General features: G+C 56.7%; 13 protein-coding genes. 9 read left to right on the forward strand and 4 right to left on the reverse strand.

Translation table 11 applies throughout. From position 1 onward, the window contains the following. Positions 1–95 precede the first annotated feature (95 nt). Both AC236I_RS11860 and dcp read left to right on the forward strand, forming a co-directional pair. Positions 96–218, forward strand: coding sequence for a hypothetical protein (locus AC236I_RS11860; protein WP_004862412.1), 123 nt, complete (start codon positions 96–98; stop codon positions 216–218). 98 nt (positions 219–316) lie between these two features. Next, entirely contained in the window at positions 317–2,362 is a 2,046-nt protein-coding gene (gene dcp, locus AC236I_RS11865) for a peptidyl-dipeptidase Dcp (RefSeq protein ID WP_064357013.1), read from the forward strand. A 157-nt stretch (positions 2,363–2,519) separates the two neighbouring features. On the opposite strand, the gene AC236I_RS11870 is transcribed toward dcp, so the two are convergent. Continuing rightward, positions 2,520–2,762 (reverse strand): DinI family protein, encoded by a 243-nt coding sequence (locus AC236I_RS11870; protein ID WP_004862406.1) that lies wholly within the window; start codon positions 2,760–2,762, stop codon positions 2,520–2,522. Between the two features lie 385 nt (positions 2,763–3,147). Here AC236I_RS11870 and AC236I_RS11875 point away from each other — a divergent pair, with 385 nt between their 5' ends. After that, positions 3,148–3,378, forward strand: a complete 231-nt coding sequence (locus AC236I_RS11875) for a hypothetical protein (protein ID WP_004862401.1) — start codon at positions 3,148–3,150, stop codon at positions 3,376–3,378. A 109-nt stretch (positions 3,379–3,487) separates the two neighbouring features. Here AC236I_RS11875 and AC236I_RS11880 read toward each other — a convergent pair whose 3' ends face one another. Continuing rightward, entirely contained in the window at positions 3,488–4,363 is an 876-nt protein-coding gene (locus AC236I_RS11880; protein WP_004862397.1) for a broad-spectrum class A beta-lactamase ORN-1, read from the reverse strand. A 292-nt stretch (positions 4,364–4,655) separates the two neighbouring features. Here AC236I_RS11880 and AC236I_RS11885 point away from each other — a divergent pair, with 292 nt between their 5' ends. Then, entirely contained in the window at positions 4,656–4,919 is a 264-nt protein-coding gene (locus tag AC236I_RS11885; protein ID WP_015584254.1) for a hypothetical protein, read from the forward strand. A gap of 101 nt (positions 4,920–5,020) precedes the next feature. Continuing rightward, positions 5,021–6,121, forward strand: coding sequence for an AAA family ATPase (locus tag AC236I_RS11890; protein ID WP_032717509.1), 1,101 nt, complete (start codon positions 5,021–5,023; stop codon positions 6,119–6,121). Positions 6,122–6,163: 42 nt separating this feature from the next. Here AC236I_RS11890 and AC236I_RS11895 read toward each other — a convergent pair whose 3' ends face one another. Next, positions 6,164–7,429 carry an MFS transporter gene (locus AC236I_RS11895; RefSeq protein WP_004862386.1) on the reverse strand — a complete coding sequence of 422 codons (1,266 nt, stop codon included), beginning with the start codon at positions 7,427–7,429 and terminating at the stop codon, positions 6,164–6,166. 185 nt (positions 7,430–7,614) lie between these two features. Further along, the gene (locus tag AC236I_RS11900; RefSeq protein WP_004862383.1) at positions 7,615–10,722 is read right to left on the reverse strand and encodes a beta-galactosidase; all 3,108 of its coding nucleotides are present in this window, start codon (positions 10,720–10,722) and stop codon (positions 7,615–7,617) included. Between the two features lie 220 nt (positions 10,723–10,942). On the opposite strand from AC236I_RS11900, the gene AC236I_RS11905 reads away from it, so the two are divergent. The 4 genes from AC236I_RS11905 (at position 10,943) to AC236I_RS11920 (ending at position 13,866) form a co-directional block, all read left to right on the forward strand. After that, entirely contained in the window at positions 10,943–12,007 is a 1,065-nt protein-coding gene (locus AC236I_RS11905; RefSeq protein ID WP_004862380.1) for a LacI family DNA-binding transcriptional regulator, read from the forward strand. Between the two features lie 497 nt (positions 12,008–12,504). Continuing rightward, positions 12,505–12,876, forward strand: coding sequence for a Spy/CpxP family protein refolding chaperone (locus tag AC236I_RS11910; RefSeq protein ID WP_048023702.1), 372 nt, complete (start codon positions 12,505–12,507; stop codon positions 12,874–12,876). Between the two features lie 78 nt (positions 12,877–12,954). Continuing rightward, on the forward strand, positions 12,955–13,383 hold the full coding sequence (locus AC236I_RS11915; protein WP_004862376.1) for an outer membrane lipoprotein: 429 nt from the start codon (positions 12,955–12,957) through the stop codon (positions 13,381–13,383). Between the two features lie 147 nt (positions 13,384–13,530). Continuing rightward, a complete protein-coding gene (locus AC236I_RS11920; RefSeq protein WP_404677070.1) occupies positions 13,531–13,866 on the forward strand; it encodes a TonB family protein in 336 nt (111 codons plus the stop codon). Positions 13,867–14,140: the final 274 nt, after the last annotated feature.

Here is a 14,140-nt window from a genome sequence, read left to right on the forward strand (position 1 = left end):
CTGCCGCCACACGACAGAAGAGCACAGGATTGACACCTAAATCCTTGTCGCGCCGGCCCGTTGCGGCGGCGCTTTTTTGCCTGAGGAGGGTTCCGATGAACGAATGGGAAGAAGAAGAGAGCATTCCGACGCACGCCACCATAATCAGCACGGCAATCGATATTCTTGGCGTAACGGGCGCGCTGCTGGTGGCCGGCGTTTTCTTTTTTTTGTTATGACCGCGTTCGGGTAGCGCCGCTCGCCAGCAGGCGGAAATCATTGCGGTCAATCAATGAGTTGCCTAATCTTACTGGATTACCGAGTCCAGGAGACGATGATGGCCGACAATAACCCCTTTTTGCGCGTCAGTCTGTTGCCTTATCAGGCACCCCAGTTTGATCTGATTGACGATACCCATTACCGACCGGCCTTTGATGAAGGCGTTCGCCGTCAGCGGGAAGAGATTGCCGCGATAGTAAATAATCCGGCGCCGGCGGACTTTGCCAACACGCTGGTCGCGCTCGAGCAGAGCGGGCAGCTGCTGGCGCGCGTTACCCGGGTATTTTTTGCCATGGCCGGGGCGCATACCAACCCGACGATCCAGGCGCTTGATGAGCAATTTTCTGCTGAGCTGGCGGATCTGGGAAATGATATCTGGCTTAACGCGGCGCTATTCGAGCGCGTGAAGCAGGTATGGCAGCAGCGTGACACCTTGCCGCCAGATAGCGAGTCCCGCAGGCTGCTGGAGATCACCTGGCAGCGTTTTACGCTGGCCGGTGCGACCCTGGCCGATGCGCAAAAAACGGAGCTGCGGGCTTTGAATACCCAGGCTGCGGCTTTGCAGAGTCAGTTTCAGCAGCGGCTGCTGGCGGCGGTTAAATCCGGCGGTCTAGTGGTTGACGACCCGGAGCAGTTAGCCGGACTCAGCGATGAAGAGATTGCTGAAGCCGCAGATGCCGCGCGGGAAAAAGGGCTGAGCGATCGCTGGCTGCTGCCTTTGCTGAACACCACCCAGCAACCGGCGTTACTCGCCTTACGCTGTCGCCAGACGCGTGAAAATCTGTTTGCTGCCGGCTGGAAACGCAATCAGAAGGGCGATGCGAATGATACCCGCGAGCTGGTGCTTCGCCTGGCGGAGATTCGCGCCCGGAAAGCGGAACTGCTGGGCGTGGCGGATTACGCCAGCTGGTCGATGGCCGACCAAATGGCGGCAACGCCCGAGGCGGCATTTGCGTTCATGCGTCGGATAGCCCCGGCCGCCCGGGCAAGAGCGGAACGGGAGCTGGCGGATATCCAACGGGTGATTGATGGTGAGGGCGGCGGTTTTAAGGCTGAAGCCTGGGACTGGTTGTACTACGGCGAACAGGTGCGCCGGGCGACATTCGCCATCGATGAAGCCCAGTTAAAACCCTACTTCTCCCTCGACCGCGTTTTAGAGGATGGCGTGTTCTGGACGGCGTCGCAGTTGTTTGGTCTGCGCTTTGTCGAACGGTTTGATATTCCGGTTTATCATCCGGACGTCCGGGTATGGGAAATTTTTGACGCCAACGGGGAAGGTCTGGCGCTGTTTTACGGCGACTACTTCTCGCGGGATTCGAAAAGCGGCGGGGCGTGGATGGATGTCTTCGTTGAACAATCCACGCTGCTCGCCCGGCATCCGGTGATTTACAACGTCTGCAACTACCAGAAACCGAAGGCCGGCCACAGCGCGCTGCTCTCCTGGGATGAGGTCATCACCTTATTCCATGAATTTGGTCACGCGCTGCACGGGCTGTTTGCCAGTCAGCGTTACGCCAGTCTGTCGGGGACCAATACGCCGCGCGATTTTGTTGAGTTTCCGTCGCAGATCTTTGAGCACTGGGCCAGTCAGTCTCAGGTGTTCGCCCACTATGCGCGCCATTATCAGACCGGGGAAGCGATGCCGGATACGCTGCGTGAGCGGATGCTGCGCGCGGCGAAGTTTAATAAGGGCTATGACATGAGCGAGCTGCTGGCGGCGGCGCTGTTGGATATGCACTGGCATAGCCTCTCGTCGGCAGATATTCCGCGCGATGTCGATAGCTTTGAAGCGCTGGCGTTGCGTCAGGAGCAGATGGACCTCGCCGCGGTACCGCCGCGCTACCGTAGCAGCTACTTCTCGCATATCTTCGGCGGCGGCTATGCCGCAGGTTATTACGCCTACCTGTGGACGCAGATGCTGGCCGATGACGGCTATCAGTGGTTCGTTGAGCAGGGCGGGTTAACCCGCGAAAACGGCCAGCGCTTCCGCGAGGCGATTTTGTCCCGCGGTAACAGTACTGATTTAGCAGAACTTTATCGCCAGTGGCGCGGGCACGATCCGAAGATTGAGCCGATGCTGGAAAACCGCGGACTGAGTGCATAGGCTAACCGTGTGTCGGAAACAGAACCGGGCCTGAGGCCCGGTTTTTTGTCCACTTTTTGTACCTCAACATCGCTCATGCATGTCGGCGGTATGGGTAAAATCTTGTCCGCAGGCCGATAGATTCACCCCCTGGGGACAATGACATTTTCTCTCTCCGTCACTCCTCGACCATCCACATATCAGCCTCTTCAAACATTTCCTGCACGGCACGGCTGATTTGTTCTTTTTCGTGCTTGCTGGCATCGGTGTTAATTGCCGGTAGCGTCATCATCGGCTTTACACGTACATCAGCATCGGGAAAGATACGGTGAATTCGCTTCGATAGTTCAGCTGCAATCGTCTCTTTCGCCCCGGGAAGGCCCTCAAAGTTCCGTTTGTCATAAATCAGTTCCACAAACATATTTCATCTCTCAGCGTTAATTGTTGGCGCTATTTTTACTGTATTTGCATACAGTATCAAGTTGCGTGGACGACGGGAAGGCTAATAGCGCGATGCAGCGATGGTTTGTTGTGTGTCGCTGGCGAAACCGTCACACGGTTCGTCGCGAAAAGAGCCGCTGATTAAACGTAGCCAGACGTCGGCAAACAGAATCGCCCGGTGTTATCTCTTCTTCATCCTGCAGACCTCTTGCGGCGCTGTCCTTAGTGACGCCCTGCGCTCTGAACGACGTTGTTAAACAACTAAATATTAACTCTTTGTAATTAATATTTTTTTTGCTGTTTATTTGCCCCCGCTTAGACGAGAATATCCTCCCCGATAATGAAATGGCTGAAAAGGATCCGCTATGTTAGAAAAATACTTTCAATTTGATGGCGATAGTGGCGACGCGGCTATCGAGAAACATAAGCGTCTGCTCGCTGTTCAGGCGGCATTAGAAATTTCGAAAGCCGCCGTCTCTTCATCAACCGCGAATTCCGGGATTCGTAGCCAGATGGATTTACGCAATGTGGCTCAGGAAGTCGCTTCCTTAGCCGATGCCATTCAGGATGCGCTCGAAGGTTACGAGGAAAACTAATCCCGGCCATCGCTGCGATCTCTCCGCGTCAGGCCTCGCGTTTGCGAGGCTTTTTTACGTCTGAGGTTTTGTCCGGGGATGTTCCGGATGGCGAGCGATCGCTGACCGGCTAGGGTCTTTTATCGTCTTTGGACCAGTGCCTGACCAGCGTTTCACCGATGGCCGCAATCTGTTTATTGCGCTCATCCATTGAGGCCGGGGTTGCGGTTAAATAAATCACCACGATGCGCGCGGCTTTACCGTCCGGACCGAGAGCGGCGATGATTCCGCGCGAGCCGCGGTTGCCGGCTCCGGTCTTATCGGCAATAAACCAGCCCGCCGGCAGCGCAGAGCGCAACAGCGGCCCCGCAACTTTGTCCTCTACCATCCAGCGTTGCAACTGCTGCTGCGAGGCGGGGGAAAGCACGCGGCCGGTCAACAGATTTCGCAGTGTCCTGGCCATCGCTTCCGGAGTCGTCGTATCACGCACATCGCCCGGCCGCGCTTCATTGAGTTCCGTTTCCCACCGGTCGAGTCGCGAAGTCTGGTCGCCGCTGTGGCGCAGGAACGTGGTCAGCCCCTGCGGGCCGCCGAGAGTGGTCAACAGCAGGTTTGCCGCCGTATTATCGCTCAGGGTAATGGCGGCCGCGCACAGTTCGCCCACGGTGAGCCCATCGGCAAGATGCTTCTCCGTCACCGGCGAGTATTCCACCAGATCCTGCTGCCGGTAATGGATACGGCGATCGAGCTGTTCTTCACCGGTATCGACGCGCGACAAGACTGCGCCGCAGAGCAGCACTTTAAAGGTGCTCATCATCGGGAAGCGTTCGCCAGCGCGATAGCCGGACAGCAGTTGGCCGGAAGCTAAATCCAGTTCGGCGTAGCCGACCCGGCCCTGCAGCTGGCTTTCGGCTTGTTTAACCGTCGTCACCGTGGCTTCATGCGCCCAACCGGGGAGCGCCAGGGCGGCTAACAATGGCAGAAGGGCGAATCGATATTGACGCATAGCGGAATGTTTCCCTGCAGGTTGTTGTCCACAAGTCGATCTGGCGGGTTTTGCGGACGTCACGGAAAATAAACAAAAAATAAAGACAAATAAGAGTTATGAAGATTCACAATTTCTCTTTTTTCCTTCATCATCTGCCAGCTTTTACCAGTAATAATCAATGCTTAGCTCACTATATGAAAGAGTTTTTTTCATTCAGGCTGGTATGAACTATAAGAATGTACTGAAGGTTGTATAAATGCTCTACGCCGTCGGCAATCACATATTAACCATTGATCCATCCGGGAGGAACATGGTGGACCCGCTAATTAAGGTCATGCTGGTGGGGGGAAAGGCGGATGGCCTGTTGGTCAGCGTCGCCGGTACCGCGACGGAACTGTCCGTCACCGCCGCGCAGTATGGCGCGAAATCTGGCAATCCGCTGAGCTATCGGATTGTTTCGCAAACGATCGATGATGAGCGCTACTTTTTCGGTGTGTTTAGCGAAACCCATGACGATGCTGACAAGCTCAAACGCGTGGCCCTGACCCGAGGCATGAAAAAGTCTCTCCGCTGAGTGCGTCCTTGCCGGACGATTGACCTTCGTCCGGCCTGACCGTGTTATCATTCCCCTTGTTTGCCACTGCCGCAGCACGGAGTTTTTTCATCGGGAGCACCATGATTCACCATATCCGCATACAAAATTTCAGGTCGGTCAGGGATATCGAACTGGAACTGGGCGCGCTCAATATCGTATTTGGGCCGAATGGCTGCGGCAAGTCCAACATCTACAAAGCGATTCACCTGTTAACCGCCTCCGCGGACGGCAAGTTCTCAAGCTATATCAGCGAGGAGGGCGGCCTGGAAAATGTGATGTGGTCAGGGCGAACGGCACCGACGGCGCGCCACCCGCGTCGGCTGCAAATTTCCTGTCTGACCGCGGAGTTTGACTATGAGCTCCAGGTGGGTTTCCCGGAAAAGCTGCCTTATCCCACTCAGTTTATGCTCGACCCGATTGTCAAAGAGGAGTCCATCTGGCTGGCGGGATTCTCCCGGCGACCTTCTGCCAGGGTGCTGCAGCGGAAAAACCAGGCCGCGTTCCTGCTCGATGTCAACGGCGAGAAAAATACCTTCACCGACACGATTTATGAAAACGAGTCGATCTTTGGTCAACTGGGCGAGCCGCACCGCTTCCCGGAAGTTTCTCGCGTCCGGGAAACGATGCGCCAGTGGCGTTTCTACCATGAATTTAATATCGGCCGACATTCGGCGCTCCGACATCCGACGGTAGGTTATCGTTCACCGGTCCTCGACAGCGACGGGCATAATCTTGCCGCCGCTTTTCAGACGATTGTCGAAATTGGCGCCGAAGCGCTCCTGCACGAGATTCTGGCCGCCGCTTTTCCGGAGTGCACGTTCTTCTGCGAAAACGAAAACTCGCGTTTCTCGATTAAGATGCGGCGCAACGGGGTGTTTCGCCCGCTGCTGGCGGCGGAAATGTCGGACGGCACGCTGCGTTTTTTATGTCTGGCGGTAGCATTGTTGAGCCCGCGCCCGCCGGCATTCCTGGCAATTAACGAACCGGAAAACAGCCTGCATCGGCAGATGTTCCCGGCGCTGGCCAGACTGATTGTCGAGGCCTCCCGCTATAGCCAAATCTGGTTGACCAGCCACTCTGCCGAGCTGGCGGCACTTATCTCCTCGCAGGCCGAGAGCCGGCTATACGAGCTGGAAAACAGCGACGGCGAGACGCGAATCAAAGCTGCAGCCGCCGGATAATGGTAGCGGCCCGTCGTGCGTAACGGGCTGCTAATTTGCGGTTTACGCGGCGTTGTTATAGCCGGCGGTCGGCAGCAGCGTTTTACTGCCTTTCAAGGTGAACAGTGAGATCACGGTAAAGCCCAGGGTAATCGAACCCAGAATCAAGTAAGCCTGGTGGAAGCCGACGGTGTCGTACATGCGGCCCACCCATGCCGACAGCACCACGCCAGAGAGCTGTTTCGATAAGTTAAAACCGATCAGAAACAGGGTGGCGGACAGTTTCGGGTTAAAGGCCGAGGAGATATATTTAAAGGTGCCGACCAGCAGGAACGGAACTTCAAACATATGCAGCATTTTTAAGATCACGACCTCGACCGCCGTCGTGGCGAATGAGGAGCCGAGAATACGCACGGACATAATTATTCCGGCGGTCAGCAGCGCATTTTTCGCCCCGATACGGTTCACAATAGCCGGGGCGCAGAACATGATCAGCGCATTCAGCAATTCGCCGCCGGTGGTGACGAAACCAAAGACTTCAGTTCCGCGCTGCGGGTCGGCAAAAAAGCCTTTAAAAAAGTTAGCAAACTGCTGGTCGAATACGTCATAGACGCTGGCGACGCCGACCACATAGATAATAAATCCCCAGAATCGCGGCATTCTCAGCAGCTCAGCGGCGACGCGCAGAGAAAACGCCTGACGGTTTGCCCCTAAGGCGTCCATCACCTGTGCGCTGTTGCTGCTTTCCGGACGGGAGAACCACAGCAGCACCCCAAGCACCAGCGCAAAGCCGGAGGCGATCCAGAAGGTGATATTGGGATCAATACCAAACAAGATGCCGGTGATTGACGCGCAGAGCGCCCAGCCGACACAGCCAGCAACGCGAACCTTGCCGTATTCGAAACGGTTGGCGCGACTGACCCGCTCAATATAGGCTTCGACCGCGCCGGAACCGCTGGAGAAGACAATTCCCAGATAGAGTCCCCCCACCAGCGCCCCGGCGATAATATTGACCTGCAGCAGCGGCGAGAAGACAAAGATAAAGAACGGGGCAAACAGAATTAATAAGATGGTGATGGTCCACAGCAGGTGTTTACGCAGTCCCAACTTATCGGATATCAGGCCAAATATCGGTTGGCAAATAATGGCAAACAGCGAAATAGCAGAGAAGACAATCCCGGTTTCCGTTTTAGTTAAATGGTTTACATCCGCCAGCCACACCGGAAAAAACGGGAAATAGGCCGACATAATGAAGTAGTAAAAGAAAAAGAACAGCAGGAAATAAACAAAATTATGCCGTTCGCGTGGCGCCAGTTCAGAGAATTTCATAGAGATGTTCCAGGGTTATTATACTCGTCATCATTCCAGCTGCCTGTTATTGGCGGCACGCCGTTCCCTTCGTGATACTCGCCATTCCTGGCCTTCGGCGCGGATTCTGTCCATTTCCGCCACGCTGCATCCCGAATATGCGGGTATAGCCGTTTTAAAGGGGGGCGAGAGCCCCCGTTGAGGGTTTAGCGTAAAGACAGCGAGAGCTGGTACTGCCAGCGGGTCCCGAGCAGCAGCCACTGCGGCAGCACGCTTGGTGTCCACGAATCGTCGCCGCCGACGCCCATATGCGCGCCGTCGAGGGTGATCCAGACGCCTTTTTCCGGGGTCATCCGGTGCCAGTGATCGGTTTCCATGAGCTGCGCGGTGCTGTAGGGCTGAACCGAGAAGTGGAAGTCACCGGTCACGTGCCAGCGCCCCCAATCCAGCGCTTTGTTGTCGCAGCGCAGGCCGTTTTCCGTCGGGAAAATATAGGGCGTGCTCATCGCTTCCAACGGAAGCTGCCAGCGGGCGAAACAGGCGCTGCTCTTCCGGTCAGGGTAATTTTCATGCGGCCCGTAGCCGAGCCAGGAGACCGGCGACCGCTGGTCCGGGACCTGGAAGTGAAGGCCCACGCGCGGCAGCGGCGGCAGCGTGCCGGCCCGCTCTCCGCTCACCGCCAGATGCAGATGGCCATCGCTATCAAAGGTCATCCGCCACTGACTGACGATGACCACTTCATCGCCGCGCAGATAGTGCCAGCGGCTGTCGATGATGATCTCATGTGCCAGGCGCTGCGCGGTACAGTCAACGCAGCGCGCGTCGAGCGCATAGAGTCCGGCGCTTTTCCAGCGTTCAACCCAGGCGTTGGGGTCGATACGATCCGTTTCACTGACGCCGATATCGTTGTCCAGCGGAGCGCGAACGAACTGGTCGCGCAGCGGAGACAGCAGCTGCTCTATGCCTTCCGCCAGCCAGTGAGTTAACAGACCGCTCTGACGATCGATAATCCATTGCTGAGATCCCTGGCGGACGCTGAAGGTCTCATCATCGACGGTCAGCTCCGGAGCCGGGCCGACGGCGGCGGGCGCGGGTAAGGCCAGCGGGGCGGCGAGGGCGAACTGCGCCCAGGCCACGCGGTGTCCGGCGTCAGACCACGCCGTCGCCTGCGGCTGGACAACTTCCAGCGTCAGCCAGACCTCCCTGGCGCCTGCCGGCAGGGTCAGCTGGTCGCACAAGGTAAAATCTTCCTCGCCCTGCGGCGCGAGGTTCAGCGTCAGGCTGCCGCTGGCGACGGTTTCACCGGCGGACTGCACCTGCCAGTTCAGCACTTCATTATCGCTGGCACGGAACAGGTATTCGCTGACAACGCTGACCCGCAGCGGGGAGTGCGCCAGCAGGGAAAACTGGAAATATTGCTGGGCATGTTTCGCTTCAATCAGCGAAGGATGAGGGCGACGATCCGGGAACACCAGCCCGTTCATGCAGAACTGCCGATCGTTTGGCGTGTCGCCAAAATCCCCGCCGTAGGCCCAGCCCACGCTGCCGTCCTCGAAGGTCTTTTCAATTGCCTGATCCGCCCAGTCCCAGATAAAGCCGCCCTGCAGGCGCGGATATTCCCGGAAGGCCTGCCAGTAATCGGCAAAATTACCGAGGCTGTTGCCCATCGCGTGCGCGTATTCGCAGAGAATCAGCGGTCGCTGTTCGCCGGGCAGGCCGATCCACTTTTTAATGCCCCATTTGGGCACGGCTGGAATCAGCTGATCGCGTTCCACGCGAGCGTACATCGGGCAGATAATATCGGTCGCCGTGCTGTCGGCGCCGCCGCCTTCGTACTGGACCGGCCGCGTAGGATCTTCGCGTTTCAGCCAGTGATACATGGCTTCATGGTTCGCACCGCAGCCGGACTCGTTCCCCAGTGACCAGATAATAATCGACGGATGGTTACGGTGGCTTTGCAGCATCCGGGTGACGCGAGCGCTGTAGGCCGGCAGCCAGGCAGGATCGTCGGACAGGCGGTTCATTGGCACCATGCCATGGGTTTCGATGTTCGCCTCATCGACCACGTACAGGCCGTAGCGGTTACACAGTTCATACCAGCGTGCGGCGTTGGGATAGTGCGAACAGCGCACGGCGTTAAAGTTATTCTGCTTCATCAGCAGAATGTCCTGCAGCATATCCTCTTCGGTCACCACCTGGCCGCGCTGGTGGTGGTGCTCATGGCGGTTCACTCCGCGGATCAGCAGCGGTTTGCCGTTGAGCAGCAGCAGGCCGTTGCCGATCTCCACCCGGCGAAAGCCGATGTCCCAGGCTTCAGCTTCAACCAGATCTTCGCCGCGCCACAGGGCAACCACGGTGCGATAGCAGTGGGGCGTTTCCGCGCTCCATTGCCGCGGTTTTTCCACCGCCAGGACCAGCGTTGCCCGTTCGGCATAATGGCCCCGTTCATCAACTGGCGCAGAACCTGGCCGCTGGCGCCGGCGGGCAATCAGCTGCTCGCCGTCCCACAGACTGACTTCAGCCTCCAGCCCGGCCAGCTGCTCATCAGCGGCGGAGATGGCCAGATTGACCTGTAGTTCGCCGTCGCGATACAGCGCATCCAGCTGCGGGGAAATCTGCACGTCGCTGAGGTGCTGCTTTGGTTTGTTCAGCAGCCACACCGAGCGGAAAATCCCGCTCATGCGCCACATATCCTGATCTTCCAGCCAGCTGCCCGCGCTCCAGCGCATGACCATCACACACAGGCGGTTTTCTCCCGCCCGCAGATAGGGGGTCAGGTCGAAAGCAGCCGGCAGCCGGCTATCCTGGGAGTAACCGACCCACACGCCGTTACACCACAGGTGAAACGCCGAGTTAACGCCGTCGAAAACAATCTGCGTCAGGCCATCGGCCAGCCAGTGTTGCTCCAGGGTGACGTTGAGCGAGTACAGGCCGGTCGGGTTCTCTTCCGGGACCCGCGGCGGCGTCGTATCAATGGGATAACGGACGTTGGTATAGATCGGCGCATCGTAGCCTTCCATCTGCCAGTTAGAGGGCACCGGCGTGCTGCGGCTGGTGTCGAGATCGCGCTCGATCCAGCGGCCATCGACGGCAAACGGGCTGGGTGCCCAGCAAAATTGCCACTGCCCGTCGAGCAGGCGGAGGCGGTCGGAAGGGCGGTTGTCCCGGGCGTCGTCGAGCGATCGCCAACTGGCAAACGTGGGGTGAGCCGCTAAGCGATTAAGGTGAGTAATAGTCTGATTTTGCCAGTCTTCACGGGCCAGCACGTCCTGAAACGTCAACGAGCGAACCGCGTTTGAGTCATGTTGTTGCATAGGCATACCTGACGGATAAGTGGAAAAAATGTCATTCGCTAGACAAGGATGATGTTGTTATCAGATATTTTCTATCAGGCCGCAATAATGGCGAAAATGAAACCGACTCACGATCACGAAACTGCAGAATCAGAGCTGATTTTTGTCGTCAGTTAGACATAAAATGTTAGCGGACGACATTTAACGTAATCAGACGAGTTTTGCGCAGACAGGGGGGATTATGCAGCGGCGTTCAGCAACCTTAGACGATGTGGCACACGAGGCCGGCGTTTCACAGCAAACGGTCTCCCGGGTGCTGAATCGTCCCGATGTCGTCTCCGCGCGGACTCGCGAGAAGGTGATCCGCGCGATGCAGGCGCTGCATTATGTGCCCAACCGATCGGCGCAGCTGCTGGCGGGGAAAGCCGCACCTTCAATCGGGCTGATTACGGCGTCACTGACGCTACACGCGCCGTCGCAAATCGCCTCGGCGGTAAAAAGCCATGCCGGGGCTCATCAGCTGGAAGTGTCCATCGCCATGCCCGAACGCAGCGATTACGCTTCTCTGCAGACCCGGTTGGATGAGTTTCGTGCTCAGCATATTCGCGGCGCGATTATCAGCCTGCCGCTGGAGAGCAGCATCGCGGAACGGCTGGTGAAGGAAAATCCGGATATCGCCTGTCTGTTTCTTGATGTGTCGCCGGAGACCGAAGTCTCCTGCGTGCGCTTTGATCATCGTGACGGCTGCGGCGCCTGCGTTCGGCATCTCTGGGAACTCGGCCATCGCGAATTTGGCCTGCTGGCCGGTCCGGAAAGCTCGGTCTCTGCCCGGATGCGCCTCGGTAGCTGGCGGGAGACATTGCATCGCCTGGGCGTAAGCCAGGCCGTGACGGTTTTCGGCGACTGGAGCGCCGCCAGCGGCTGGCAGAAAACCTTTGAACTGCTCCACCTGCAGCCGCGGCTCAGCGCCATCGTCGTGGCCAATGACCAGATGGCATTAGGGGTACTTAGCGCGCTGGCGCAGCTTAATCGTACCGGTAACAGCGCTGTTTCGGTCACCGGCTACGACGATACGGCGGACAGTCTTTACTTTCAGCCGCCGCTGACGACCGTGGCGCAAAACTTCGATTTGCTGGGGAAACGGGCGGTGGAGCTGCTGATCCAGCAGATGGCGGCGCCGCAGGTGCCGATCCGCGAACTGCTTCCCACCCGGTTGATTGTCCGTCAGTCAACCTGGCCTCGTGAGGGGGAGTATCCGCGCGATCCGCTGATTGCGCAGCTCAAAGCGCTGGTGGATAAACTGTAAGCAGATGTCGGTTTAACTTTCATTGAAGATAACTATGCTAGCGTATGGCCAGGCGTAGAAGGAGAGGGAAAATGCCTCTACGTAAAATGCAAAACACAATCTATCCATGCAAGCATTTATTCACCGCCAGCTATCTGGCGGTTTTTTTTTGCCGCTATTCCCGCATCAGCTAGCGGAATTTTGCTTTATTCCGCCAATTGCGCATTAAGCGCGCATCCAACAGAATAAATACGCTGTTTTTCAGGGTAGTGGTGCGGCGGCTCTCGCGGGTTGTCGTTTCTTACCCAGCATAAAATGCTGCTGAAGAGGGGCGGCCATCCAGCTCTCTGTGCCGATAGAAATGGCGCAATCACCAGCGGATTATTGTCCAAATTTAAATTTAACTCTTTGTTACAGAAGGCTTTCATTTTGAGAGCAATAATCAAATCTCTTCTTTTGCACATTAAGGATAATTGATTGTGAATAAACTTTTCCGTAACACCCTGCTTGCCGTGGCGATGACCGCGGGTTTCTCCATGGCCGCACAGGCAGCCACCGCTGACGAAGTCCCGCCGGTTTCTCAGGACCCGGTGGTGCAGCACCTTAAGCTGAGTAACGATCAGGTGACAAAAATTAAGGGCCTGCATCAGGAGTTTGAAACTAACGTCAACAATATCAAAATCGAAGGTTTCAAAGATGGCGCGCTGATCGATGTGATCCAGTCCGGCAAGTGGGATGAAGCGAAAGTGAAGCAACAGCTGGCCGCTTTTGGACAGTTAGATCAGCAGGTACGTTACTACCGCGTGAAATACTATTTTGGCGTCAACCAGGTGCTGACGCCGGAACAGCGTACCCAGGTTAAAAAAGATCTCCAGCAAGCGCTGAATTAATTGCAAACCCGCCAGCAATGGCGGGATTCTCTTTTTGCAGGATCGCATCACCCGCGACAGAACGAAAAATGAGCCATTATGAAGAGATTCCTGTTCATCGCTCTCAGCTTTCTCGCCTTTACCAGCCAGCCCGGCTTTGCGGGGAGTAAAACCGTGGTGGATTACGGCGTTGTGCAACAAAGTCAAATCATCACCAGCCAGGCCCGTAACCAACCGCTGCGAACGCTTGCCGCCGGCGCGGTTGGCGGGGCCATCGGCCACCAGTTTGGTAACGGGAGCGGGCAAACGGCGATGACGGTGGTGGGGGCGGTTGCCGGAGCCAGCGCGTCGCATCACCGGCAAACGCAGCGCCAGGCCGCCCGGCAGATCGAACTGACGATCAAAACGCAATCTGGCCAGCTAATCCAGGTGCTGCAGCCGTATGATGGTCAACTGACCTTCAATAAAGGCGACAAAGTTCGTATCCTGACCTCCGGTACAAATACCAACGTCGATAAATCCGTTTAACGCACAGGCCGCCGGCGGATAAACGCAGGCGGCCTCTCTCTTTGCCGCCTGTCGGTTGCGCCTTCACTGCTCACAAACAGAGGAAAAAAACCGCGCAACATCAGCCGTCTGTGATAGTATTGAGAATTATTATCAATATGGAAGCTGATGATGAAACTATCCCGGGCATTTCTGTTTGCCGGCTGCTGCCTGATATCAGCCTGTACCAGCCAGATGAAAGGCGTTGCGCCTCAACAGCTTGTCTCCACGCTACCCGATTATCCCTATTACGCTCTGGCCAACCATCTCGACGGGAAAGTGACGATCCGTTTTGATGTCGGGGCGAACGGTAAAGTGGAGAAAATGTGGATACTCACCTCTGAACCACAGCATCTATTCGATGATGCCGTCATTTCCGCCGCGGCAAAATGGCGCTTTGAGAGCAATAAGCCCTATAAGGGAATGACCAAAACCATCCGCTTTAAATTAAACAATGCCGGATAACGCTAATTCGGCAGCCGATCTCTCTGCTCCGGATTCACCCGGCAATCGTTCAGTATCTCTTTGCTGTTGGCCGTCCTTCATCATTCAGTAAAACATCTGCGTGCCGGGACAGCGATGGCAAAGCAGGGGGCATGACCGTGCCTGAACGGCTGGACTCCCCGACGCCTCTTCATGGTAACGTGCGTTAGTTTGCCGCTATTTTGCGCTAAGAACAGGGTTAATGACGATTTTTGCCGGCGAGAAACGTATGCCGAGAGAAGGTAACGCATTGACC

Source organism: Klebsiella sp. Sb-30 (assembly GCF_057652795.1).